The organism is Baekduia sp. (assembly GCF_035685985.1).
Classification (GTDB): domain Bacteria; phylum Actinomycetota; class Thermoleophilia; order Solirubrobacterales; family Solirubrobacteraceae; genus Baekduia.
On sequence record NZ_DASRZV010000012.1, the window covers coordinates 48,977 to 71,742 of the forward strand.

At 73.7% G+C, this 22,766-nt stretch carries 24 protein-coding genes and 1 pseudogene; 10 read left to right on the plus strand and 15 right to left on the minus strand.

Features of this window, described 5'->3' with window-relative positions:
• Window position 1: 1 nt before the first annotated feature.
• Genes VFG42_RS04695 through VFG42_RS04730 form a run of 8 tightly spaced genes read right to left on the minus strand, consistent with a single transcriptional unit; the run spans window position 2 to window position 6,913 of the window.
• Window positions 2-1,372 (minus strand): cytochrome b, encoded by a 1,371-nt coding sequence (locus tag VFG42_RS04695; RefSeq protein WP_324905769.1) that lies wholly within the window; start codon window positions 1,370-1,372, stop codon window positions 2-4.
• On the minus strand, window positions 1,369-2,367 hold the full coding sequence (locus VFG42_RS04700) for a ubiquinol-cytochrome c reductase iron-sulfur subunit (protein WP_324905771.1): 999 nt from the start codon (window positions 2,365-2,367) through the stop codon (window positions 1,369-1,371). The genes VFG42_RS04695 and VFG42_RS04700 overlap by 4 nt, the downstream gene beginning before the upstream one ends.
• Window positions 2,368-3,147, minus strand: coding sequence for a c-type cytochrome (locus VFG42_RS04705; protein ID WP_324905773.1), 780 nt, complete (start codon window positions 3,145-3,147; stop codon window positions 2,368-2,370).
• On the minus strand, window positions 3,144-3,917 hold the full coding sequence (locus VFG42_RS04710) for a cytochrome c oxidase assembly protein (RefSeq protein ID WP_324905775.1): 774 nt from the start codon (window positions 3,915-3,917) through the stop codon (window positions 3,144-3,146). Before VFG42_RS04710 ends, VFG42_RS04705 begins: the two co-directional genes overlap by 4 nt.
• Entirely contained in the window at window positions 3,914-4,270 is a 357-nt protein-coding gene (locus tag VFG42_RS04715; RefSeq protein WP_324905777.1) for a hypothetical protein, read from the minus strand. The genes VFG42_RS04710 and VFG42_RS04715 overlap by 4 nt, the downstream gene beginning before the upstream one ends.
• Entirely contained in the window at window positions 4,267-5,856 is a 1,590-nt protein-coding gene (locus tag VFG42_RS04720; protein ID WP_324905779.1) for a cytochrome c oxidase subunit I, read from the minus strand. Before VFG42_RS04720 ends, VFG42_RS04715 begins: the two co-directional genes overlap by 4 nt.
• Window positions 5,853-6,539 carry a cytochrome c oxidase subunit II gene (locus tag VFG42_RS04725; RefSeq protein ID WP_324905781.1) on the minus strand — a complete coding sequence of 229 codons (687 nt, stop codon included), beginning with the start codon at window positions 6,537-6,539 and terminating at the stop codon, window positions 5,853-5,855. The genes VFG42_RS04720 and VFG42_RS04725 overlap by 4 nt, the downstream gene beginning before the upstream one ends.
• A complete protein-coding gene (locus tag VFG42_RS04730; protein ID WP_324905783.1) occupies window positions 6,536-6,913 on the minus strand; it encodes a hypothetical protein in 378 nt (125 codons plus the stop codon). The genes VFG42_RS04725 and VFG42_RS04730 overlap by 4 nt, the downstream gene beginning before the upstream one ends.
• A 180-nt stretch (window positions 6,914-7,093) precedes the next feature.
• On the opposite strand from VFG42_RS04730, the gene VFG42_RS04735 reads away from it, so the two are divergent.
• The 3 genes and pseudogenes from VFG42_RS04735 to VFG42_RS04740 all read left to right on the plus strand — a co-directional run bounded on the left by VFG42_RS04735 (window position 7,094) and on the right by VFG42_RS04740 (window position 8,135).
• Window positions 7,094-7,294, plus strand: a complete 201-nt coding sequence (locus VFG42_RS04735) for a hypothetical protein (protein ID WP_324905785.1) — start codon at window positions 7,094-7,096, stop codon at window positions 7,292-7,294.
• A 95-nt stretch (window positions 7,295-7,389) separates the two neighbouring features.
• Window positions 7,390-7,709 (plus strand): annotated as a pseudogene (locus tag VFG42_RS27400) (alcohol dehydrogenase catalytic domain-containing protein); the annotation flags it as partial.
• A gap of 174 nt (window positions 7,710-7,883) precedes the next feature.
• Window positions 7,884-8,135, plus strand: a complete 252-nt coding sequence (locus VFG42_RS04740; RefSeq protein WP_324905787.1) for a hypothetical protein — start codon at window positions 7,884-7,886, stop codon at window positions 8,133-8,135.
• Here the strand turns inward: VFG42_RS04740 and VFG42_RS04745 are convergent.
• Both VFG42_RS04745 and VFG42_RS04750 read right to left on the minus strand, forming a co-directional pair.
• Window positions 8,122-8,703 (minus strand): HD domain-containing protein, encoded by a 582-nt coding sequence (locus VFG42_RS04745; protein WP_324905789.1) that lies wholly within the window; start codon window positions 8,701-8,703, stop codon window positions 8,122-8,124. The two genes, VFG42_RS04740 and VFG42_RS04745, sit on opposite strands and share 14 nt — an antisense overlap.
• Before the next feature lie 10 nt (window positions 8,704-8,713).
• Window positions 8,714-10,945 (minus strand): bifunctional diguanylate cyclase/phosphodiesterase, encoded by a 2,232-nt coding sequence (locus VFG42_RS04750; RefSeq protein WP_324905791.1) that lies wholly within the window; start codon window positions 10,943-10,945, stop codon window positions 8,714-8,716.
• 123 nt (window positions 10,946-11,068) lie between these two features.
• On the opposite strand from VFG42_RS04750, the gene VFG42_RS04755 reads away from it, so the two are divergent.
• From VFG42_RS04755 to VFG42_RS04780, 6 genes are all read left to right on the plus strand, one after another.
• Window positions 11,069-11,446, plus strand: a complete 378-nt coding sequence (locus VFG42_RS04755; protein WP_324905793.1) for a PRC-barrel domain-containing protein — start codon at window positions 11,069-11,071, stop codon at window positions 11,444-11,446.
• A 40-nt stretch (window positions 11,447-11,486) separates the two neighbouring features.
• Window positions 11,487-12,137, plus strand: coding sequence for a response regulator transcription factor (locus VFG42_RS04760; RefSeq protein WP_324905795.1), 651 nt, complete (start codon window positions 11,487-11,489; stop codon window positions 12,135-12,137).
• An 89-nt stretch (window positions 12,138-12,226) separates the two neighbouring features.
• Entirely contained in the window at window positions 12,227-13,105 is an 879-nt protein-coding gene (locus tag VFG42_RS04765) for a universal stress protein (RefSeq protein WP_324905798.1), read from the plus strand.
• Between the two features lie 36 nt (window positions 13,106-13,141).
• Complete coding sequence (locus tag VFG42_RS04770) at window positions 13,142-15,523, plus strand: phosphoketolase family protein (RefSeq protein WP_324905800.1); 2,382 nt, start codon at window positions 13,142-13,144, stop codon at window positions 15,521-15,523.
• Window positions 15,520-16,575: an acetate/propionate family kinase gene (locus VFG42_RS04775; RefSeq protein WP_349260388.1), complete on the plus strand. Its 1,056-nt coding sequence runs from the start codon at window positions 15,520-15,522 to the stop codon at window positions 16,573-16,575. The genes VFG42_RS04770 and VFG42_RS04775 overlap by 4 nt, the downstream gene beginning before the upstream one ends.
• A gap of 12 nt (window positions 16,576-16,587) precedes the next feature.
• The gene (locus VFG42_RS04780; RefSeq protein ID WP_324905804.1) at window positions 16,588-18,309 is read left to right on the plus strand and encodes a GAF domain-containing protein; all 1,722 of its coding nucleotides are present in this window, start codon (window positions 16,588-16,590) and stop codon (window positions 18,307-18,309) included.
• Between the two features lie 91 nt (window positions 18,310-18,400).
• On the opposite strand, the gene VFG42_RS04785 is transcribed toward VFG42_RS04780, so the two are convergent.
• Window positions 18,401-19,795: a hypothetical protein gene (locus VFG42_RS04785; RefSeq protein ID WP_324905806.1), complete on the minus strand. Its 1,395-nt coding sequence runs from the start codon at window positions 19,793-19,795 to the stop codon at window positions 18,401-18,403.
• A gap of 47 nt (window positions 19,796-19,842) precedes the next feature.
• The gene (locus VFG42_RS04790; protein WP_324905808.1) at window positions 19,843-20,232 is read right to left on the minus strand and encodes an arsenate reductase family protein; all 390 of its coding nucleotides are present in this window, start codon (window positions 20,230-20,232) and stop codon (window positions 19,843-19,845) included.
• 38 nt (window positions 20,233-20,270) lie between these two features.
• On the opposite strand from VFG42_RS04790, the gene VFG42_RS04795 reads away from it, so the two are divergent.
• Entirely contained in the window at window positions 20,271-20,930 is a 660-nt protein-coding gene (locus VFG42_RS04795) for a DUF3159 domain-containing protein (protein WP_324905810.1), read from the plus strand.
• On the opposite strand, the gene VFG42_RS04800 is transcribed toward VFG42_RS04795, so the two are convergent.
• Genes VFG42_RS04800 through VFG42_RS04810 form a run of 3 tightly spaced genes read right to left on the minus strand, consistent with a single transcriptional unit; the run spans window position 20,909 to window position 22,753 of the window.
• The gene (locus VFG42_RS04800; protein WP_324905812.1) at window positions 20,909-21,667 is read right to left on the minus strand and encodes an SDR family NAD(P)-dependent oxidoreductase; all 759 of its coding nucleotides are present in this window, start codon (window positions 21,665-21,667) and stop codon (window positions 20,909-20,911) included. The two genes, VFG42_RS04795 and VFG42_RS04800, sit on opposite strands and share 22 nt — an antisense overlap.
• A gap of 20 nt (window positions 21,668-21,687) precedes the next feature.
• On the minus strand, window positions 21,688-22,422 hold the full coding sequence (locus tag VFG42_RS04805) for an SDR family oxidoreductase (protein ID WP_324905814.1): 735 nt from the start codon (window positions 22,420-22,422) through the stop codon (window positions 21,688-21,690).
• Window positions 22,415-22,753, minus strand: coding sequence for a cupin domain-containing protein (locus VFG42_RS04810; protein ID WP_324905816.1), 339 nt, complete (start codon window positions 22,751-22,753; stop codon window positions 22,415-22,417). The genes VFG42_RS04805 and VFG42_RS04810 overlap by 8 nt, the downstream gene beginning before the upstream one ends.
• Window positions 22,754-22,766 lie beyond the last annotated feature (13 nt).

A 22,766-nucleotide genomic window follows, 5' to 3' on the forward strand; every position in this document is an offset into this window, starting at 1 on the left:
GTCAGGCGGATGACCGGCGCAGCGGGTGGCGGCCGGTGTCGCGCAGCTCGCGACAGATGTTGTAGGTGATCCGCGCGATCACGAACGGGGCGATCAGCGCGAAGGCGCGGAAGAACCAGACCTGCCCGACGTAGGAGATGCCCGCCGAGACGAGGATCCGGTCGGCCGACCCGGCGACGAAGATCGTGAACACCCAGCCGAAGAACCCGGCGCCGATCGCGGTGCGCAGCGGGTTGTCGCGCGGGCGGTCCAGCAGGTCGTGGCGGCGGAAGTCCCGGGTCAGGAACCGCTGCTCGAACCACGGCCAGACGTAGAGCGTCACGAAGCACACCAACGGGAACAGCGCGCCGCCGAAGAACGGGTTGGGGATCCACGTCTGGCCGCCGAAGCGCACCTCCCACGGAGGCATCAGCCGCAGGCCGCCGATCAACCACCCCAAGTACCAGTCGGGCTGGGCGCCGTTGGTCGAGCGCCAGGTCTCGTACGGGCCCCATTGGAAGATGGGGTTGATCTGGACGAGGCCGCCGAGCAGCATGATCACGCCCGCGACCATCGCGAACCAGCCCAGCGAGCGCAGCGCGTAGCCGGGCCACATCGGCGTGCCGACGACGTTGCGCTCCTTGCGCCCGGGCGCGGGGAACTGGGCGTGGTGCTGGCGCATGATGATCGCCAGGTGGACGGCGATCAGCGCCCCGATGATCATCGGGAAGATGAAGACGTGGGCGATGAACAGGCGCGGCCAGAAGTCCTCGCCGCCCGGATAGCGCCCGTCGAAGAGCAGCGTGGAGAGCTGGCCGCCGATCAGCGGCAGGCTCAGCGCGACGCCGTAGGCGATCGCCAGGCCCATGCCCGACAGCAGGTCGTCGGGCAGCGAGTACCCCGCGAAGCCCTCGAGGATCGCGAGCATCAGCATCGTCACGCCGATCAGCCAGTTCAGCTCCCGCGGCTTGCGGAACGCGCCGGTCCAGAAGACCCGCATCAAGTGGATGATGATCGCGGCGATGAAGACGTTGGCCGCCCAGTGGTGGGCCTGGCGGATGAGCAGCCCGGCGGGCACGTCGAACGAGATCCGCACCGCCGACATGTAGGCCTCGCTGCCCGCCGCGCCCTGCAGCGGCACGTAGCTGCCGTGGTAGATCGTCTCCCCCGAGCTGGGCACGAAGAACACGGCCAGGTAGGTGCCGGTCGCGATCAGCATCACGAAGGAGTACAGGGCGATCTCGCCCAGCAGGAACGACCAGTGGTCGGGGAAGACGTAGGACAACGCCTTCTTGGTGATCGCCGCCGCGCCGAGGCGCTCATCGACGAACCGGACCGGCCGCGCCAGCGGGTCCTCGTCGGGGCGGGTGCGCGGCGGCCGCAGGGCGCTCACGCCCTCGGTCCTCCCTCGCCCCACCACGCCGGGCCGGGCTTGTCCGAGAGCGGGCCGGCGGCGCGCAGGCGGCCGGCGTCGTCGATGCTCAGCGGCAGCTGCGGCAGCGGGCGTCCGGCGGGCCCGAACGTGACCTCGGCGCCGCGCGTGACGTCGAAGGTCGAGTAGTGGCAGGGGCAGACCAGCGCCGGGGCGACGGTGGTCGTGGTCGGGCTCAGCGGCGTGCGGAACAGCGACACCGCGCAGCCGGCGTGCGTGCAGATCTTCGAGTAGGCGGAGTAGCCCCGCGGCGACCAGTCGGCCCGGCTCGGGCTGGGGTGCATCTCGCTCTCGTCGACGCGCACGACGACGACCGGCGCGGCGAGGTCGCTCTTGTCGGCGCCCTCGGGGAACGCGGTCAGGAAGCCGCCGACCACGAGCCGGTCGGCGGTGATCGGACGGTCGTCCTCGTCGACGAGCAGGCGTCCGGCGCGCCACGGGCCGGCGGCCAGCCGACCGCCGATGCGCGGCCCCAGCGAGGCGGCCGGGACGAGCGCGGCGACGCCGACGCAGCCGCCGCACACGCCCGCGGCGCCGACCAGCAGCCCGCGCCGCGAGATGCCCTCGGTGCCCTCGCGCAGCTGCTCGGCGACCTCCTCGTGGGCCTCCGGGCCGTGGTCGAGCACGCCGCGGTCCTCGACCGCGGTGACCTGCGGCACGACGCGCAGGCTGGCGAACATCAGCGCGACGGCCAGCGACACCAACGACAACCCGGCGGTCGCGCCCAGCAGCGGCGTGTTGGGGTAGACGACGTACAGCACGATGAACGCGACCGCGAAGCCGGCCGACGCCAGCAGGCCGCCCGCGGCGAGGCCTTCGGCGCGCCGGTTCTCCAGGACCTCGCGCTCGCGCGGGTCGACCTCCGGCGGCGGCGTGCGCGCCGGCTCGTCGTGGCGGCGGATCAGGCGCCGCCACATCGCCCACAGCGCGAGCAGCCCGGCGAGCAGGTTCTTCATCTACTCCGTCCTCTCCCCCACGATCCGCGCGGTCACCACGAGCACGCCGATGCCCAGGCCCCAGAGCACGAGGCCCTCGGGGATCGGGCCGATGTTGCCGATGCCCCAGCCGCCGTCGTTGGGCAGGGCCTGGATGTGCTGGACGTAGCGGGCCAGGTCGTCGACCTGCGCCGCCGTGAGCTGCCGGTGCGAGAAGACCGGCATGACGTAGGGGCCGATCCGCACGGCCTCGGCGACGTCGATCGGCTTGGTGTCGCGCGCCAGCGACGGCGCGATGACGTTCGGCGTGACGATGCCGCCCCGGCCCGCGACCTGGTGGCAGCCCGCGCAGTTGTCGGTGAACAGCGCCTGGCCCTCGGCGACCGAGCCCGCGCGCGGGTCGACGGTCGGGATCGGCGGCCCGCCGAAGGTCGCGATGTAGGCCACCAAGGCGGCCTGGTCGGCGCGCGAGTAGACCGAGTGGGCGCGGACCGGCTCGTCGCCGGGGTGGGCCAGCGGCATGCGGCCGGTGCGCAGGTAGAAGTCCGCGGCCAGCGCGCCGACGCCGCGCAGGTTCGGCCCGCGTTGCGAGATCCCGCCCGCGTCCATGCCGTGGCAGGCCGAGCAGCCGCTGACGAACAGGTCGCGTCCGCGCGCGACGTCCGCGGAGGTCGCGGAGGCCGCCGAGGGCTGGGCGCGCGAGGCGGGCGGCGTGACGGTCATCGCGACCGTGCCCAGCCCCAGGCAGGCGAGGCCGAGGGCGAAGAGCGCGCGGCGCAGGAGGCGGCGGCGCGCGGTCATCGCAGGCCCTCCGCGCGCTCGCGTCGCCGCTGGCGGTCCTCCTCCAGCCACAGGCCGCGGGCCGCCGCGCCCAGCGCGAACGGGGCGAGCAGCAGCGGGCCGCCGAGGATCATGATCGTGCCCGCGTCGCGCTGGTCGGCGACCGTGTCGCCCACCGCCGCGTAGGCCCCGACGAGCAGGTGGTCGGCGTTGGCGTACACCGCGCCGACCAGCGCCATCGGCACCATCCAGGCGGCGGCCGCGACCAGCACGCCGACCGGGCCGGGCGCGGCGGGCACCGGGTCGGCCCCCAGCAGCGTGGCCCACGCCAGCGTCGCCGTCCAGAACAGCGCCGCGTGGTCGAGCGCGTGCAGCGTCGGGTCGCGCTCGACGGCGTCCATGACGCCGGGCAGGTGCAGCAGCGCGACCGTCGCCCCGGCCAGCGGCACCGCGACCTCGGGGCGCAGCAGCAGCCGCGCCGCCCGCGCGTGCAGCACGGAGGCGATCGCGCGTCGGCGGCGGCGGGAGGGCGCGGCGAGCGCGAGGCGCACCGGCGCCGAGAGCGCCAGCAGCGCCGGAGCCAACGCGCCGACGACCGCGTGCTGGGCCATGTGGTCGGCGAGGTGGCGGTCGGCGGCGCCGTCCAGCGGCCCGAGCGCGACGGCCAGCAGCGCGACCGCGCCCATCGCCGACGCGGTCCGCCACCACGGCCACGGGCGGCCCGCGGTCGCCACGCCGTAGGCGTACGCCATGCCCAGGACCGCCGCCGGAAGCAGGCCCGCGACGCTCATGACCGCTCCGCCCGGACCTCGCGCACGACGCCGAACAGCCCGACGGCGGCCAGGCCCGCGCCGATGCCCAGGCACCACGCGCCGACCTCCCAGCCGAGCACGAACAGCGAGATCCCGACGGCCAGCGCGACCGTCGAGGCCGACGTCCAGCGCAGCACCTCCCGCTCGCGCATGCCGCGCGGACGGCGCCGCCGCTCGGAGATCAGCGCCGCGAGCCCGGCCGCGATCACGATCGCGCCCGATCCGCCCAGCATCGCGAGCTCGACCGCGCGCGGCGAGAAGATCACCTGCACGGCGGCGGAGGCGACGATCAGCGCGCCCCACCCCGCCAGGACGATCCACCCGCGCCTCACGACGCCGCCTCCCGGGCGTCCATCATCGGCGCGAAGCTCCGGACCGGCGGCAGCACGTCGAAGTTGTGGGGCGGCGGCGGCGAGGTCGTCGCCCACTCCAGACTCGGGCCCTCCCACGGGTCGGGGCCGGCGACGCGCCGGCGCCTGAGCGACACGTACAGGTTGATCAGGAAGACCAGCACGCCCAGCGCGATCAGGTAGGAGCCGATCGTCGCGATCGTGTTGAGCGTCTCCCAGCCGTGGTCGCTGTAGTTGGCGATGCGGCGCGTCATCCCGCGCTCGCCCAGCGGGAACATCGGCGCGAACGTCATGTTGGTGCCCACGAACATGATCGCCAGCTGAAGCTTGCCCAGCCCCTCGCGCAGGAACGCCCCGGTCCACTTGGGGAACCAGTAGAAGATCCCCGCGAACGCGCCGAAGACCGATCCGGCGAACAACGTGTAGTGGAAGTGCCCGACGACCACGTAGGAGTTGTTGGCGTTGAAGTCGAGCGTCGGCGACGCCACCCAGATCCCGCTCAGGCCGCCGATCAGGAACTGCAGCAGGAACACGATCCCGAACAGCAGCGCGACGTTCATCCGCAGCCTGCCGCGCCACAGCGTCCCGATCAGGTCGAAGTACTCCAGCCCGGCGGCGAGGATGATCCCGTGGCTGGTCAACGCGAAGTACTTGGTGTTGACCCGGCCGCTGGTGAACATGTGGTGGCCCCACACGCTCGACGACAGCGCGGCGAACAGCAGCGCGGTCGAGGCCACGAAGAACGTGTAGCCGAACAGCCGCCGGCCGCTGAACGCGCTGAAGACCTCGGCGACCGCCCCGACGAACGGGAAGAACATCACGTAGACGACCGGGTGGCCGTAGAACCAGAACAGCTCCTGGTAGGTCAGCGGTCCCTGCGCGCCGTCGAAGAGGCAGCAGTGGCGCCGGTCGTAGAACAGCAACGCCATCAACACGATCAGCACGGGGAACGCGAAGATCATCATCAACGTGGTGCCGATCATCGTCCACGTGAACGGCGGCATCCGCATCAGCGTCATCCCGGGCGCGCGGCGCCGCAGCGCGGTCGTCAGCACGCACATCCCGATCAGCCACTCGCCGAGCGTCGCCAGCAGCACGCCGACGATCCAGAAGTCCTGGCCGCTGCCCGGCGTGCGCTGCAGCTCCGACAGCGGCGCGACGCCGATCCATGTCGCGCGGCCGGGTCCGCCGACCGTCAGCCACCCCGACTGCATGATGATCCCGCCGAGCACGAACAGCCACAGGCCGGCGAGCGCGACGCGCGGCCACGCGACGCTCTTGGCCCCGACCTGCAAGGGCACCATGTAGAGCCCGAGGGCCAGCGCCAGCGGCGTGATGACCAGGTAGATCATCGTCGAGCCGTGCATGGTGAACAGCGCGTTGTAGGTCTCGGTCGAGACGACCTGCAGGCCCGGCTCGGCCAGCTCGGTGCGCATCAGCAGCGCCATCACGCCGCCGCCGAGGAAGAAGAGCAGCGAGAACGCCAGCAGCCGCCGCGCGATCGACTTGTGGTCGACCGAGATCAGCGAGTCGACCAGCGGCGCGGGCGCGGGCAGCGTGGCGCTCACGACCGCGCCTCCGCCCGCCGCCGTGCCAGCCAGCGGTCGAACTGCGCCACCGGCACGACGTGCGCCACGAAGTGCATGTTCTGGTGGTAGAGCCCGCAGAACCAGGCGCAGACGCCGGTGAACCAGCCGGTCTTCGGGAACGTGAGCGCCCAGCGCTCGGTGTGGTCGGGCCAGACCTGGCGCTGGAACTTCAGGTCGGGCAGCCAGAAGTCGTGCAGCACGTCCTGGGAGCGGCCGGTGAACAGGACCGGCCGCCCCACCGGCACGACGAGCTGCGTCGGCGTGCCCTCGGGCGCGACCTGCTCGACGGTCGGCTCGCCGGGGCGGGTGGGCGGATAGCGGAAGCGCCACAGCCACTGCGCGCCGATGACGTCCACGCGCAGGGCCCGCGGGTCGCGCGCGGCGGCGGGCGTGAGGCCGTTGACCGAGCTGAGGCTGTGGAACGTCAGCGTGAGCAGGACGGCGGCGACGACCGCCAGGCCGACGGCGTAGATCCCCTCGGTGCGCTCGGCGTCGACCCTCTCGCCGGGCGCGCGCTCCGGGTCGCGCCCGGAGCGGTAGCGCACCGAGATGTACAGGATGATCAGCGCGACGATCGCGAAGACGATGCCCGCGACCCAGAGGTAGATCGCCGCCAGCGAGTCGTAGAGCGAGCGGGTGTCGGAGGCCGCGACGAGGCTCACGAGGGCCCCTCGATCTGCCACCCGTTGGAGACCTGGGTCACCGCCACCCGCGCCGGGAGCGTGCCGCCGCTCGCGGGCCGGACCACGAAGCGCGCGGTGGACCCGTCGAACGCGGTGAGGCGCACGCGCGCGGCGCGCAGCGCGCTCGCGGTCCACGCCTCCGGGGACGCCCCGAGCACCGTCGAGCATCCGCGCGGCGCGCCGCCGGCGTCGATCAGCGTCGTGCGCGCCGACGGGTTGAGCGTCTCGATCACGCGCGTCCCGCGCCCGGCGGCGCACTGCGCGAGGAACGTCTCGACGGTCCCGCGCGCGGTGTCCTGGTCGGAGATCTTCCCGTTGGCGCAACCACCGAGCGCCGCACTCAGCACAGCCACGACCGCGCATCGGCGACGGGACGTCATGCGCCACCCCTTACCCCGGTTGACAGGCAACCCAGTCGCAACTTCTGAAACCTGTCGCAGTCAGCTCCCGGACCGCGCATGCGGGCCGAACGGACATAGGGCGTTAAGGTCGGCGACGTTCACCGGGGATTCCGGATCGGGGAGGACTGGCAGTTGGCTCCGAAGGACGAGCAGCGCTTCATCCCGGGCTCGCGCCCGCGCAACGACCCGCAGTCCGAGCTGGTGCGCCGGTACGCGCGCATCCTCCGCTCGGCGCCCGCCGAGGCCTGGCGGCCTCGCGCGCCCGACGGGTCGGTCATCCCGCCGCGCTTCGGGCGGCCTGGGCCGCGGGACCAGCCCGCGACCGACCACTAGCACTTCAGATCGCGGCCCGCGCGTCGCGGATCTCGGCGCGCATGTCGATCTCCATCATCCGCAGCGCGGCCTCGGCGAGGCACGGCAGGCGCGACGTGCGCGTCGACGCCGTCGACGACCCCAAGCTCCAGCCGCCGACCGACGCGATCGTCCGCGTCCCCCGAGGTGAAGCACATCGCCCCGGGCGACCGCGTCGTCATCCCCTTCAACATCTCCCGCGGCCGCTGCCACATGTGCGACCTGGGCCTGCAGACGCAGTGCGAGACCACCCAGAGCCGCGACCAGGGGATGGGCGTCGCTGTTCGGCTACACCAAGTTGTACGGGCAGGTCGCGGGCGGTCAGGCCGAGTACCTGCGCGTGCCGCAGGCCCAGTACGGGCCGATCAAGGTACGAGATGTTCCAGAAGAAGGACGACGGCAGGTTCAAGGTGGTGTTCAAGCCGTAGTCGATGGCCTCAGACGCCCGTGCGGGCGCCGACGCCGGTCCGGATCGCGTGCCGGCGGAAGCGTCCGCCGGCGTCGGGATCTCCGCGGCCGCGTCGCGCTGGAAGATCAGCCCCGGCCGCAGCCGCACGATCCGCATGTGCCCGTGGCCCCGACGATCGCGGCCTTCATGGTGGCCGGCCTGCCCGTGTGGGCGGCGCGGCCGTCGTGGGTGGCGCTTCGGAGCGAGGGCGGTGCGCCGCGGCGGATGTCCCGCCCGCCGCGACGCGCCCTCGAAGCCCGTGGTGGAGGAGAAGGTTGCACCGACGGGGTTCTTGTCGGCGGCGAGAGGGTCAAGCTCGACCGCGCGTCACCAAGGGAAGCGAACGCCGGCCGGATCGCCGTCAAGATCCTGTGAAAGCGGGCGGCAGCAGCGCCAGGGCCTCCAGCTCGAAGCGCAGTTGGCGCACCAGCGGTACCTGACCCAGCCGCTCCTCGAGCAGCGTCAGGCAGGCCCAGTAGTGGTCGAGCTTGTCGGTGTCGATCGCGCCGTGGCCGCCGTCGCGGACCAGCCCCAGGCGGAACTCGCGGGCCTTGGCGACCTTGTCGGCCGCGAAGACCGCGGCGGCGTCGGCCGACGCGCAGGCGACCCGATCGCGCAGGCGTGCCTTGCGCTCCGCGTAGGTGCCCTCACCGTCGGGCTCGGAGACCGACTCCACCAACTCGGCGACCCTGGCGCCGAAGCGCTCGCGCAGCTCGTCCCCGCCGACGTCGGTGTCCTCGATCACGTCGTGCAGGACCCCGGCGGCGACCACCTCGTCGGGGTAGTCACGACCGCGCAGCAGCTGCGCCACCTCCAACGGGTGCAGGATGAACGGCGCCCCGTCGGTGTCGCGGCGCTGGCCGGCGTGGTGCTCGGCCGCGAAGTCCAGCGCGGCGCGCGTGATCGGGAGGTCGGCGACGAACGTCGGGAAGCTCGGGGACACGCCGTCCACGCTACCCGCGCGCCGCCGCGCCGTCTGTGACGATCCAGAGCCGGGCCTGCTCGACCGGCCCCGGCCGCCCGAAGCGCCAGCCCTGCGCCAGGTCGCAGCCCGCGTCGCGCAGGAAGCGCTCCTGCACCGCGTCCTCGACACCCTCGGCGACCATCGTCAGCCCGAGCGCGTGGCCCAGCTCGACGATCGACCGCACGAGCGCGGCGTCGCGGGCCTGCTCCCCCAGCCCGGCCACGAACGAGCGGTCGATCTTCACGCTGTCGACGTCGAGGTTGCGCAGGTAGCTCAGCGACGAGTAGCCGGTCCCGAAGTCGTCGACCGACAGCGCGACGCCGAGCGCCCGCAGCGACCGCAGCGCGACCGCGACCTGCTCGCCGCCGGCGAAGACCGACTCGGTCAGCTCCAGCACGACGTCGCCCGCCGCCGCGCCGGTGCGCTCCAGGATCGCGGCGACCTGCGCCGGGAAGCCGGGCTCGCGCAGCTGCACGGCCGACACGTTGACGCTGACGCGCACGTCCGGCGCCGGCGCCTTCAGCGCGGCCAGGTCGCGGCACGCGCGCTCCAGCACCCACGCGCCGAGGCCGACGATCATCCCCGACTCCTCGGCCACCGGGATGAAGCGCGCCGGCGACACCGAGCCCAGCTCCGGATGCGTCCAGCGCAGCAGCGCCTCGACCGCCGTCGGCCGCCCGTCGCCGAGCCCGACGATCGGCTGGTAGTGCACCGACAGCTCGCCGCGCTCCAGCGCGCCGCGCAGGTGCTCGCGCAGGTCGAGCCGCTCGCGCGCCTGGTCGAGCATCCGCGGCTCGAAGGCGACCAGGTCGTCGCCGCCGCGGCCCTTGGCCTCGTACATCGCGATGTCGGCGTTGCGCACGACGTCCAGCGGCGAGACCGTCGGATCCTCGGCGACCGCGACGCCGACCGACGCCGCGACGTGCAGCTCGCGCCCCTCGATCGGAAACGGCCGGTCCAGCGCGACGCGCAGCCGCTCGGCGACCTCGGCCGCCACCGCGCCCACGTCGCCGCGGTCCTCGACCAGGACCGCGAACTCGTCGCCGCCCAGCCGCGCCGCCGTGTCGGTCGCGCGCACCAGCGCGTCGAAGCGCCGCGCGCACGCGATCAGCAGCTCGTCGCCCGCCGCGTGCCCGAGCGAGTCGTTGACCGCCTTGAAGTCGTCGAGGTCGACGAGCACGACCGCGACCTGCCCGTCGCCGCGCCGCGCGCGGGCCAGCGCCTGGGCGAGGCGGTCGTCGAACAGCGTGCGGTTGGGCAGGCCGGTGAGCCCGTCGTGGAAGGCCTGGTGGCGCAGCGCGTCCTCCATCGCGCGCCGCTCGCTGACGTCGCGCAGCGTGAGGACCAGGCCGCCGACCGCGGGCAGGTCCAGCAGGTTGTTGCCGACGGCCTCCAGGTGGACGACGCCGCCGTGCACGTCGCGGAGCGCGACCTCGAAGCCGGGGCGCGGGGTGGCGCCGCGCAGGAGCCGCTCCAGCGCGGCGCGCACGCGCGGCGCGTCGGCGGCCTCGACGAGCTGGTCGACGCGCCGGCCGAGCAGCGGCGCGGCCTCCCAGCCGAGCGTCCGCCGCACGGCGGCAGCCGTGACGTCGGTGATGCGCCCGGCGTCGTCCAGCACCAACAGGATCTCTCCGGACTGCTCGACCAGCGCGCGGAAGCGCTCGTCGCCGCGGCGGCGCACGCGGCGGATCACCAGCAGGAAGACGGCGGTGAGCACGGCGGCGACGCCGACGACCACCAGCCCGCCGCGCAGCAGCCGGGCGTTGGCCGCCGCGGTGCGGGCGATCGCGTGGCGCTCGGCGACGTCCAGCGCGGCGTCGAGCAGGTCGCTGGTGCCCTGCAGCGTGGTCGAGGCCTGGAGGTCCTGCAGCTCGCCGTCGACGGCGACCAGCAGCTCGCGGACCAGCCGCTCGACGCGCTCGCGCTCGTCGGGGCCGCCGGGCGGCGTCGGCAGCGCCGCCGCCTCGTCCTCCACGCGCGCGCGAAGCGTCCGGGCCTGCGTGGCGATCGTGAAGTCGGGCGCGCCGAGCGCCAGGCCGTGCCACCCGAGCGCCTGCACGCGCACGAGGTCGGATCGCAGCCGCTGGATCCGCGTGCGCTCGTCGACGCGGCGGTGGGCCTCGCGGCTCAAGGCCAGCAGGCCGATCGCGGACGCCAGCAGCGCCAGGGCGACGATCGCGGGGAAGGCGGCGCGGGGCAGCGCCGAAGCGGGACGGGGCACATCCGGTTCGGTCGGCCGCGCCCTCGGCCCAGTTGTTACCCGCCTGTGAAGTCGACCGGAACGGCCCATTTCCCATCGCATCAGTGCAGTTCATGGCGAGGCGTGGGCGGGGAGCCCGTGGTCATGGCATCGTTCCGCGTCACCACGATCGCCGTCGAGGACGTCAAGGACTGGTGCGGCCAGGACGTCCTGGACCCCACCAGCGACAAGCTCGGCAAGCTCGACGACGTCTACTACGACGTCGAGACCGACCGCCCGGCGTTCGCCGCCGTCCGCAGCGGGACGCTGTCCAAGCACCTGACGCTCGTGCCCCTGGACGGGGCGACCGTCGGCCGCGACTACGTCCGCGTCGCGATCGCCAAGGACCGCTTCAAGGGCGCGCCGAGCTTCTCGCCCGACATGGAGATGATCGCCGACGAGGAGGCCAAGGCCTACGAGTACTACGGGCTGGACTACGCGCCGGGCGGCCTGGGCTCCGCGCGGCGCCTCGCCCGGCACTGAGCCCCGTCGCCTCCGCCGCGACGGGTAGCATCGCCGCGCCATGGCCGACGCCGACGACACCATCTCGATCGTCCTCGCCGACGACCACGCGGTCGTCCGCCGCGGGCTGCGCCTGGTCCTCGACGGCGAGGACGACCTGGAGGTGCTCGCCGAGGCGGGCACGATCGACGACGCCGTCCGCCTCGTGAAGGCCCACCGACCCGACGTCGTGGTGTTGGACCTCAACATGCCCGGCTCGGTCGCGTCGAGCCTCGACGTCCTCCCCACCCTGGCGTCCGAGGCCCCGGACACGCGCGTCGTCGTGCTCACCATGCAGGAGGACCCGCAGTACGCGCGCACCGCGCTGGCCGCGGGCGCCAACGCCTACGTGTTGAAGGAGGGCGCCGACACCGAGCTGGTGGAGGCGATCCGCCACGCGGCCGCCGGCCAGGTCTACCTGCACCCGCAGCTGGGCGCCCGGATCGCCGCCGCGCCGGCCGAGCCCTCCGGCCCGCCCGACGACCTCACCGAGCGCGAGGTCGAGGTCCTGCGCCTGATCGCGCTCGGCCACACCAACGCCGAGATCGGCAAGCAGCTGTTCCTCTCGGTCCGCACCGTCGAGTCCCACCGCGCGCACATCCAGCAGAAGCTGCGCCGCACCACGCGCGCCGAGCTCGTGCGCTACGCGCTCGACCACGGCCTGGTGGGCTAGACCATTTGCCGCGGGTTCCGTAGAAATCCGCAATGTTGATGGGCCGCTGACCGGATGACGGGCGCCCGGCCGGGGCGTACGGTTGGAGCATGAGCACGTTCACGAAGGTCATCGTCGGCGACGACCGGCAGGACGGCGGCGCGGATGCGCTCGCGCTCGCCCGCGCGCTGGCCCCCGGCGCGGAGCTGATCCTCGCGACCACGCACCCCGGCGACCCGGTCCTGAGCCGGGCGCGGCAGCCCGCCTACGACGCGCTGCTGCACGACGACGCCGAGGCCGCGCTGGCCCGTCGCCGCGACGAGGCCGGGCTGCCCGCCGACACGCGCTTGCTCGTGCGGGCCGACTCCTCGCCCGCCCGCGGCCTGCACCGCCTCGCCGCGGCCGAGGAGGCCGGGCTCATCGTCGTCGGCTCGGCGCGCCACGGCGCCGTCGGCCGCCTCCTGCTCGGCAGCGTCGGCCGCGCCGTCCTCTACGGCGCGCCGTGCCCGGTCGCCGTGGCGCCGCGCGGCTTCGCCGCCCGGGCCGCCGCGCCGCGCACGATCGGCGTGGCCTACGACCACGGTCCCGAGGCGCGCCACGCCCTGGACGTCGCGATCGACGTCGCGCGCGACGTCGGCGCCGCGGTCACGATCCGCGAGGTCGTCGCGGCCGACCTCCTGCCCGCGGTCGCCGGCTACCCGATGATGAACGTCGCGGAGATCTCCCGCGACCTGCTCGACAACGCGCGCACGCGGCTCGACGCGGTGGTCGCCGAGCTTCCCGCCGACGGCGTGGAGGTCACCTCCGAGGCCGTGCTCGGCACGTCCGCCGAGCGCCTGGAGGAGCTCGCGGACGAGACGGACCTGATGATCACCGGCTCACGCGGCTACGGCCCCGTCCGGCGCGTGATGCTCGGCAGCACCGCCGATCGCCTGATCCACCACGCGCCGTGCCCGGTGCTCGTGGTGCCGCGCGGCGCCGACGACTGAGGGGACGTGCGGACCGCGCGCGGGTAGCGTCGGATCATGGCGACCCACCCCACCCCGCTGGACGCCGAGGAGCTGGCGCTGATCGACGCCTACTGGCGCGCGGCCAACTACCTCTCGGTCGGCCAGATCTACCTGTTGGACAACCCGCTGCTGCGCGAGCCGCTGAAGCTCGAGCACGTCAAGCCGCGGCTGCTGGGCCACTGGGGCACGACGCCCGGGCTGAACCTGCTCTACGCCCATCTCAACCGGCTGATCCGCCGGCGCGACCTCGACGCGATCTTCGTCACCGGCCCGGGCCACGGAGGCCCGGGCCTGGTCGCCAACACCTACCTCGAGGGCACCTACTCCGAGGTCTACCCGCACATCGGCCCCGACGCCGAGGGCCTGCGGCGCCTGTTCCGCCAGTTCTCGTTCCCCGGCGGGATCCCCAGCCACGTCGCGCCCGAGACGCCCGGCTCGATCCACGAGGGCGGTGAGCTGGGCTACGCGCTCGTCCACGCCTACGGCGCCGCGTTCGACAACCCCAACCTGCTCGTGCTGTGCGTCGTCGGCGACGGCGAGGCCGAGACCGGCCCGCTGGCCGCGTCGTGGCACGCCGACAAGCTGCTGAACCCCGCGCGCGACGGCGCGGTCCTCCCCGTCCTGCATCTCAACGGCTACAAGATCGCCAACCCCACCATCTTGGCCCGGATCCCCGAGGACGAGCTGCGGGCGCTGATGGTCGGCTACGGCCACGACCCGATCTTCGTCACCGGCGACGACCCGGCCGACGTCCACCAGCAGCTCGCCGCCGCGATGGAGCGCGCCGCGGACAAGATCGCCGAGATCCAGCGCGCCGCGCGCGGCGACGGCCTGGCCGAGCGCCCGGCGTGGCCGATGATCGTCCTGCGCACGCCCAAGGGCTGGACCGGCCCCAAGGAGGTCGACGGCCTGAAGACCGAGGGCACGTTCCGCTCCCACCAGGTCCCGCTGGCCGGGCTGCGCGACAACCCCGAGCATCTCCACCAACTCGAGCGGTGGCTGAAGTCCTACAGGCCCGAGGAGCTGTTCGACGACGCCGGGACGCTGCGCGCGGACCTCGCCGCGCTGGCGCCGGAGGGCGACCGCCGCATGGGCGCCAACCCGCACGCCAACGGCGGCCTGCTGCTGCGCGACCTGGAGCTGCCGGACTTCCGCGCCTACGGCGTCGACGTGCCCGCGCCCGCGGCGACCTCCAGCGAGGCCACGCGCGTGCTCGGCACGTGGCTGCGCGACGTCGTCGCCGCCAACCCGGACCGCTTCCGGATCATGGGTCCCGACGAGACGGCGTCCAACCGGCTCAGCGCGGTCTTCGAGGTCACCGACCGCGCCTGGATGGCCCAGCGCGTCGAGGGCGACGACCACCTCGCGCCCGACGGCCGCGTCATGGAGGTGTTGAGCGAGCACCTCTGCCAGGGCTGGCTGGAGGGCTACCTGCTGACCGGCCGGCACGGGCTGTTCAACTGCTACGAGGCGTTCATCCACATCGTCGACTCGATGTTCAACCAGCACGCCAAGTGGCTGAAGGTCACCAACGACATCCCGTGGCGGCGGCCGATCGCGTCGCTGAACTACCTGCTCTCCAGCCACGTCTGGCGCCAGGACCACAACGGCTTCTCCCACCAGGACCCGGGCTTCATCGACCACGTCATCAACAAGAAGCCCGAGATCGTCCGCGTCTACCTGCCGCCGGACGCCAACTGCCTGCTGTCGGTCGCCGACCACTGCCTGCGCTCGCGCCAGTACGTCAACGTGATCGTCGCCGGCAAGCAGCCCGCGCTCGACTACCTGACGATGGACGAGGCGGTCGCGCACTGCACGCGCGGCATCGGGATCTGGCCGTGGGCGTCCTCCGACGAGGGCGTCGAGCCCGACGTCGTCCTGGCCTGCGCGGGCGACATCCCCACCTTGGAGGCCGTCGCGGCCTCGGCGCTGCTGCGCGAGCACCTGCCCGACCTGAGGGTCCGGGTCGTCAACGTGGTGGACCTGATGCGGCTGATGGACGCGTCCGAGCACCCGCACGGCCTGGGCGACGCCCAGTTCGACGCGCTCTTCACGACGTCCGCCCCGGTGATCTTCGCCTACCACGGCTACCCGTGGCTGATCCACCGCCTCACCTACCGCCGCGCCAACCACCCCAACATCCACGTGCGCGGCTACAAGGAGGAGGGCACGACGACGACGCCGTTCGACATGGTGATGTTGAACGACCTCGACCGCTATCACCTGGTCATGGACGTCATCGACCGCGTCCCGGGCCTGGCCGAGCGCCACGCGGGGCTGCGCCAGGCGATGTCCGACACGCGCCTGCGGCTGCGCGCCTACACGCGCGAGGTCGGCGACGACGCGCCCGAGGTGCGCGACTGGACGTGGCCGCCGGCCTCCGCGCCGGCGTCATGAGGGTCCTGGTCGTCAACGCCGGGTCCAGCAGCCTGAAGCTGTCGCTGCTGGACGGCGACGACGAGGACGCGGTCCTGGCCTCCGCGAGCATCGACCCGGACGACGACGTCGCCGCCGCGCTCGACGCGCACGGCCTGTGCCGCGACGCCGAGGCGGTCGGGCACCGGATCGTCCACGGCGGGACGCGCTTCACCGCGGCGGCGCGGATCGACGCGGACGTCGAGGCGGGGCTGCGCGCGCTGACCGACCTGGCGCCGCTGCACCAGCCCAAGTCGCTGGCCGCGCTGGACGCGGTGAGCGCCGCGCTGCCGGCGCTGCCCGCCGTCGCGTGCTTCGACACCGCCTTCCACGCGACGCTGCCGCCCGCGGCGGCGACCTACGCGCTGCCGCGCGCGTGGCGCGAGCGCTGGGAGCTGCGCCGCTACGGCTTCCACGGGCTCTCCCACGCCTGGATCGCCCGGACCGTGCGGGCGCCGCGCGTCGTCTCCTGCCACCTCGGCGCGGGCGCGTCGCTGTGCGCGATCCGCGACGGCCGCTCGGTCGACACGACGATGGGCTTCACGCCGCTGGAGGGGCTGGTGATGGCGACGCGCTCGGGCTCGGTGGATCCGGGGCTGGTGCTGTGGCTGCAGCGGCACGAAGGCCTCGACGCGGACACGATCGCGGAGGCGCTGGAGCACGAGTCGGGGCTGCAGGGGCTGGCGGGCACCGCCGACCTGCGCGAGATCCTCGGCCGCGACGACGAGGACGCGGTGCTGGCGCTCGACGCCTACGTGCACCGCCTGCGCGGATCGATCGCCGCGATGGCCGCCGCGCTCGGCGGGCTCGACGCGCTGGTCTTCACCGGCGGCGTCGGCGAGCACGCGCCGGAGATCCGCCGCCGCGCCGCCGAGGGCCTGGCGTTCCTTGGTGTGGCGATCGACCCCACCAAGAACGCCGGCGCGGACACCGACCTGGAGATCAGCGCGCCCGGCGCCGCGGTCGCCACGCACGTGGTCGCCGCGCGCGAGGACCGCGAGATCGCCCGGCAGGTCCGGGCCGTCCTCGGTTGATACGTTGCGCGCGTGTCGCAGCGCGACGGTGTGCAGGGCGTCCTGGAGCTGGCCCGCAGCGTCCTCGAGGACCTCGACGTCGAGGTCGTCCTGGAGCGCGTCCTGGTCGCCGCGCGCGAGCTGACCGGCGCGCGCTACGCGGCGATCGGGATCCTCGACGAGGAGCGCACCGGCCTGGCGCGGTTCGTCACGCTCGGGCTGGAGCCCGGCGGGCGGGCGAAGATCGGCGCGCCGCCGCGCGGGCACGGCGTGCTCGGCGAGCTGATCACGCACCCGGTGCCGCTGCGCCTGACCGAGGTCGCCGACCACCCGCGCTCCTACGGCTTCCCGCACGGCCATCCCGAGATGCACTCGTTCCTCGGCGTGCCGGTGCTGGCGGCCGGCGAGCCCTACGGGAACCTGTACCTGACCGACAAGGCCGAGGGCGCGCCGTTCACCGCCGACGACGAGGCCGCGCTGACGCGGCTGGCGGACTTCGCGGGCGTGGCGATCGACCACGCGCGGCGCTTCACGGGCTCCGAGCACGAGCGCCTCCAGCTCAGCCGCACGGTCGCCGCGCTGGACGCGACCGTCCAGATCGCGCTCGCGCTCGGCGGCCAGACCGACCTGGACAAGATCCTCCAGCTGGTGGCCAAGCGCGGCCGCGCGCTGGTCTCGGCGCGGGCGCTGGCGATCGAGCTGCTCGACGGCGACGAGCTGGTCGTCGCCGCGACCGCCGGCGAGGTCCCGGCCGCGCTGCTGGGCCGGCGCGTGCCGGTCGTCGACACGGTCGCCGACGCCGCGCTGCGCTCGCAGACCACGCAGCGGCTGGAGGACGAGCCCAACCGCGAGCGCCTGAAGCACCGCGGGATCGGCCGGCTGGGCTTCAAGGCCGGCGCGGGCCTGGCGGTCCCGCTGGTCTTCCGCGGCCACGCCTACGGCGTGCTGCTGGTCGCCGACCGGCTCGACGACGGCCCGCAGTTCGGCGAGGACGACCAGCGGCTGCTGGAGTCCTTCGCGGCCAGCGCGGCGACCGCGGTGGCGACCGCGCAGAACGTGGCGCTGGAGCAGCGTCGGATGCGGCTGGCCGCCACCGAGGAGGAGCGGCGCCGCTGGGCGCGCGAGCTGCACGACGAGACGCTGCAGTCGCTGGCCGCGCTGCGGCTCGGCCTGTCGGCGGCGCGGCGCGCCAAGGACGACCCGGCGGCGCTGGACGGCCTGCTCGGCGACGCGGTGTCCCAGCTCGACGGCGAGATCGCCACGCTGCGCGCGCTGATCACCGAGCTGCGCCCGCCCGCGCTGGACGAGCTGGGCCTGGCGGCCGCGGTCGCCGCGCTGGCCGAGCGCTCCGGGCAGCTCGGCCTGGAGGTCGACGTCGACGTGGACCTCGGATCCGACGACGGCGACGACGGCGCCGGACGCGATCCCGAGGGCGAGATCGTGGTCTACCGGATCATCCAGGAGGCCTTGAACAACGCGCGCAAGCACGGCGCGGCACGGCGCGCGGTGGCGACGGTCGCGCGGGACGGCCGCAGCGTCGTCGTGACCGTGCGCGACGACGGGTGCGGCTTCGACCCGGCGACCGCGCCGAGCGGGTTCGGGCTCGTGGGGATGCGCGAGCGCGCGGAGCTGCTCGGCGGCTCGTTGGCGGTGCAGTCGCGCGTCGGCGAGGGCACGACGATCGTCGCGACGCTGCCCTTTCGGGCCGACGGCGCATCCCCGGTAGCGGGGATGCGCGACTCGACCACCCGCTGAGGCTCCGGCTCCGCGCTGACGCCGGCCGGGTCGGGCGCCCGATGCGGGTCGCGTGGTGACTGCTATGCAGCCACCAGGCGACCCGGACCGCCTACTTCGCGATCCCCTTCAGCCAGGGCACGAGCTTCTTGAGGAAGTCGTTCTTCGCCGGCGCCGCGGTGTTGGGGTCGTTGTGGGCGTAGGTGGTGTGCCGGTCCACGAGCGTCAGGTTCTTCGAGGGCACGTGCGACTGCTTGGCCAGGGCCTTGGCCGCGTCGAGGATCCGCTTGCCGCCCAGCGACGCGCCGAAGGCGTAGATCTTGATCCCCTTCGGCAGGTCCTTGCCGTGCGTCGCGTGCACGCCCAGGATCTTCTGCGCGGGGTTCGCGTTGCCCGCCGCCACGGCGCCGGCGTCGATCGTCAGGCGCAGCGGGTGGTACCAGGCGGTGCCGTCCAGGCCCTTCAGGCCCCAGCCCGAGAACGCCTGCGCGTAGCGCTTCAGCGGCGTCAGCGCGCCGGAGTCGTCCCAGCCGCGCGGGTCGCCGGAGGCGGCGAGCTGCCCCAGGTGCGCCTGCGCGGCGACGAGCCCGGACGGCGACGTCTTGACGTCCAGCGCGTAGCCGTACTGGCCCGCGTTGGTGACCGGGATCGGCGGCACGAGGTTCTCCGGCAACAGCCCCGAGGCCTGGCCGACCGAGGGCGAGTCGGGATCCATCAGCACGCCGAGCGACCCGGTGGAGTTGAACAGGCCCGTGAACGGCGCGGCGATCCCGCCGAACTGCAGCCACGGCGAGCCGTTGTTCACCGTGTCGAGGTTCTTCTGGGCATCGGCGGTCGAGACCGGCGTCGGGCCGCTGCCGCCGTCGATCAGCAGCAGGCCGTCCAGGCCCTTGGCGCCCGCGGTGCCGTGGAAGTCCCAGGTCGCGTAGGCGGTCGTGATCGTCCCGCCGAGCGAGTGCCCGCCGACGACGACCTTGCCGCCGAGCTTCTTGGCCCGCAGCACGACGCGGCGCAGGTCCTGGATCTCGGTGTTCATCCCCCAGCCGCGCGCGAACGTGACCTCGGAGTCCGGGATGAGCCGGACGTGCTGGGCGATCGACGGGTCCTTGATCCAGCCCAGGTAGTAGTTGAAGACCTGCAATGGCGTCGCCTTGCCCGCCTTGGCCTGGTCGAGCATCGTGTGGTCCTCGAGCAGGTTCTCGCGGCGCTCGACCGACCAGACCTGCCAGTCCTTGTCCTTGGCGACCAGCGACTCGGCCACGGGCGCGAAGTAGGCGGCGCTGGCCGACGTGCCCGGGTTGAGCACGAGCACGTTCTTGGCCTTGGCCGAGCCGATCTTGAGGATGCCGACCTTGTCGTACTTGGCCGGCGTGCCCGGCGAGGCGTAGCCGGCGATGCGCTCGAAGCGCGGCGCGGCGGTGGCGGCGTTGGCGGTGGCGGGCAGCGCGCAGGCGGCCGCGAGGGCGGTCGCCGCGAGCGCGCGACGACGATGGACCTGATGGGACATGGCGCGGGAGCCTACCCCCGTCAGGCAACGCTTTGGATTTTTGTTGCCTAGGACGCGTCCACGACGCGGCCCGCCTCCGCCCACGCGGCGGCGCGGGCGCGCGGACGGCCGATCATCGCCGCCGTGCCGTCGTCCAGGATCGGGCGCTGCAGCAGCGCGGGATGCTCGACGAGGATCGCCACGACCTCCTCGACGCCGAGGCCGTCGGCCTCCAGCCCGAGCGCCCGGTACTTCGCGTCGCGACGGATCAGCGCGTCCACCGGATCGCCCTGCAGCCGCTGGGCCAGCGACCGCAGCTCGTCCGCGTCCAGCCGCTCCTTGACCAGCAGGTACTTGCGGACCTCGACCTCGCGGCCGGCGGCCTCCAGCGCGTCCAGCGCGTGGACCGAGGTCGAGCAGTGCGGGTTGTGCAGGAGCGTCAGCGTGGGTGCGGGCACGGCGCGGATCCTACGAGGTGCGCCACAATCTGCCGTCCGTGGCCGCCGCCGACGCCGACGACATCCGACACGACGAGCCGCCGAGCATGATGGAGGCGCTCGGCGGGCCGCTCGGCATCGCCGAGACCTCGCTGCCCGCCGTCGCCTACGCGGCCGTCTATCCGTTCACCGACACGAACACGGCCGCGATCGTCGCGGTCGCCGTGGCGGTCGTCTTCGGCGCGGCGCGCCTCGTCCGCCGTCAGACGCCGCGCCACGCGCTCTCGGGCATCGTCGGCGTCGGCTTCGCCGCGTTCGTCGCCGCCCGCTCGGGCAAGGCCGAGAACTTCTTCCTCCCCGGCCTGCTGCTGAACGCGGCCTACGCGGCCGTGTTCTTCGTCAGCGCCTCGATCCGCCGGCCGCTGGTCGGCTACATCGTCGGCCAGCTCGACGGCGAGGGCACGGCCTGGCGCGAGGACCCGCCCCGCCTGCGCGCGTTCACGCGCGCGTCGTTCCTGTGGTCGGGCCTGTTCGGCCTGCGCCTCGCCGTGCAGCTGCCGCTCTACGTCGCGGGCGCGGTCGTCGCGCTCGGCGTCGCCCGCACCGCCATGGGCATCCCGCTGTTCGCGCTGGGGCTGTACCTCACGTACCGCCTCGTCCAGCGCCACCGCGCGACGCCCACGGCGCAGCCAGGGCCTCAGGCCCCCAGCATCGAGTAGCCGCCGTCGCAGATCATGTAGGACCCGGTGATGTGGATCGCGTCGTCGGTGCCGAGGAACAGCGCCGCGGCGGTCAGGTCCTCGGGCGGCGGGATGCGCCCCATCGGCGTGTCGCGCGTGATCTGCTCGCCGCGGCCGGCCTGGAAGTCCGGGCGGGTCAGGACGGCCTCGGTGGCCATGAAGCCCGGCGCGAAGGTGTTGACGCGGACCTCCGGCGCCAGCGCCTTGGCGTAGGACTTGGTGATGCCGAGCAGCCCGTACTTGCCGGCGGCGTAGATCGGCGCGCGCGGGCTGCCGCGCACGATGACCGTCGAGCCGATGTTGACGATCGCGCCGCGGCCGCGGGCCTTCATCGCCTTGCCGAACTCGTGAACCATCAACATGGTGCCCTTGATGTCCACCGCGAGGCAGTGGTCGATGACCTCCTCGCTGAGGTCGTCCCAGCCGTTCTGGTCGGAGGCCATGTCGCCGACGTTGTTGACCAGGACGTCGACGGCGCCGGCCTCGCTCACCATGCGCTTGATCTCCTCCCAGGAGGAGATGTCGCCCTGGACGAGGCGCGTGCTCGCGCCGAGCGCCTCGACGCGCCGCGCCGTGTCCTCCGCGCCGTCCTTGGACGAGCGGTAGTGGACGACCACCGTCGCCGCGCCCTCCTCCGCGGCCTTGACCGCCAGCTCGGCGCCGAAGCCCGTGCCCGCGCCGGTGACCATCACCGTCTTGCCGTCGAACCGACCCATCTCGCTCCCTTGGATTGACGTCAGACGACCGTGCGGCCGCCGTCGATGTACAGCACCTGCCCGTTGACGAAGCTCGCCTGGCGCGAGGCCAGGAAGAGCACCGGGCCGACGACCTCCTGGAGTTGCCCGAAGCGCCGGGCCGGGATGAGGTCGATCAAGGCCTTGCGCTTCTCCGGGTGGGCCTCCAGGTAGGCCTGGGTCAGCGCGGTGTCCATGTACCCGGGCGCGACCGCGTTGACCGTCACGCCGTGCTCGGCGTACTCGTGGGCCATGACGCGCATCAGCTGGTTGATCGCGCCCTTGGTCGCCGCGTAGGGCCCGTGCAGCTTGTGGCCGCTGCGCCCGGCGACGCTGGAGAAGAACACGATCCGCCCGTGGCCCTGCTCGCGCATGCCGGGCAGCGCGGCCTGCGCGGTCGCGAAGGCCGACGTCAGGTTGATGGCCACGAACCGCTCCCAGTCGGCGGCCGAGTAGTCCTCGATCGGGCGGCGGTCGTTGATGCCGACCGCGTGGACGAAGACATCGACGCCGCCGAGGCCCTCGCGCGCCCGCGCCATCGCGTCCGCGCCCGCCCGCACGCCGCTCAGGTCGGCCGTGACGCGCACCGCGCCGTGCTCGGGCCGTAGGTCGATGTTCGCGACCCGCGCGCCCGCCTCCTCGAAGCCCGCGACCAGCGCGGCGCCGATCGTCCCGCTGCCGCCCGCGACGACGACGCGCGCGCCGTCGAGGCCCAGCCAGCCGTCGGGCTCAGGCACGCGGCGCCTGCTCCCGGTGCGTCAGCACGTTGATGGTGATCGCCATGCCGCCGGCGGGCACCGTCGCGCTGTGCGGCGTGCCGCCGGGCAGCGTCGCGGTCTGGCCGGCGGTGAGGCGGACGGGCTGCCCGTCGACGACGAAGTCGACGGCGCCCATCATCACGGTCGTCACCTGGTCCTGCGGGTGCTGGTGCTCCTCCCAGGCCGAGCCCGGGCCGTAGCGGTAGAGCGTCGCGGTCAGCTGGGGTGTGTGCACCGTGGCGCCGAAGATCCCCGGCCGCACCTCGGTGAACTCCTGCGCGTCCCAGTCGACCTTCCGCGAGTTGCCCATGGGACGGACTATC

Coding starts and splice junctions, on each gene's coding strand:
- VFG42_RS04765 (WP_324905798.1), top strand. CDS start 12,227: ATGAGCACGTTCACGAAGGTCATCGTCGGCGACGACCGGCAGGACGGC.
- VFG42_RS04770 (WP_324905800.1), top strand. CDS start 13,142: ATGGCGACCCACCCCACCCCGCTGGACGCCGAGGAGCTGGCGCTGATC.
- VFG42_RS04755 (WP_324905793.1), top strand. CDS start 11,069: ATGGCATCGTTCCGCGTCACCACGATCGCCGTCGAGGACGTCAAGGAC.
- VFG42_RS04800 (WP_324905812.1), bottom strand. CDS start 21,667: ATGGGTCGGTTCGACGGCAAGACGGTGATGGTCACCGGCGCGGGCACG.
- VFG42_RS04705 (WP_324905773.1), bottom strand. CDS start 3,147: ATGACCGCGCGCCGCCGCCTCCTGCGCCGCGCGCTCTTCGCCCTCGGC.
- VFG42_RS04760 (WP_324905795.1), top strand. CDS start 11,487: ATGGCCGACGCCGACGACACCATCTCGATCGTCCTCGCCGACGACCAC.
- VFG42_RS04700 (WP_324905771.1), bottom strand. CDS start 2,367: ATGAAGAACCTGCTCGCCGGGCTGCTCGCGCTGTGGGCGATGTGGCGG.
- VFG42_RS04810 (WP_324905816.1), bottom strand. CDS start 22,753: ATGGGCAACTCGCGGAAGGTCGACTGGGACGCGCAGGAGTTCACCGAG.
- VFG42_RS04710 (WP_324905775.1), bottom strand. CDS start 3,917: ATGAGCGTCGCGGGCCTGCTTCCGGCGGCGGTCCTGGGCATGGCGTAC.
- VFG42_RS04785 (WP_324905806.1), bottom strand. CDS start 19,795: ATGTCCCATCAGGTCCATCGTCGTCGCGCGCTCGCGGCGACCGCCCTC.
- VFG42_RS04775 (WP_349260388.1), top strand. CDS start 15,520: ATGAGGGTCCTGGTCGTCAACGCCGGGTCCAGCAGCCTGAAGCTGTCG.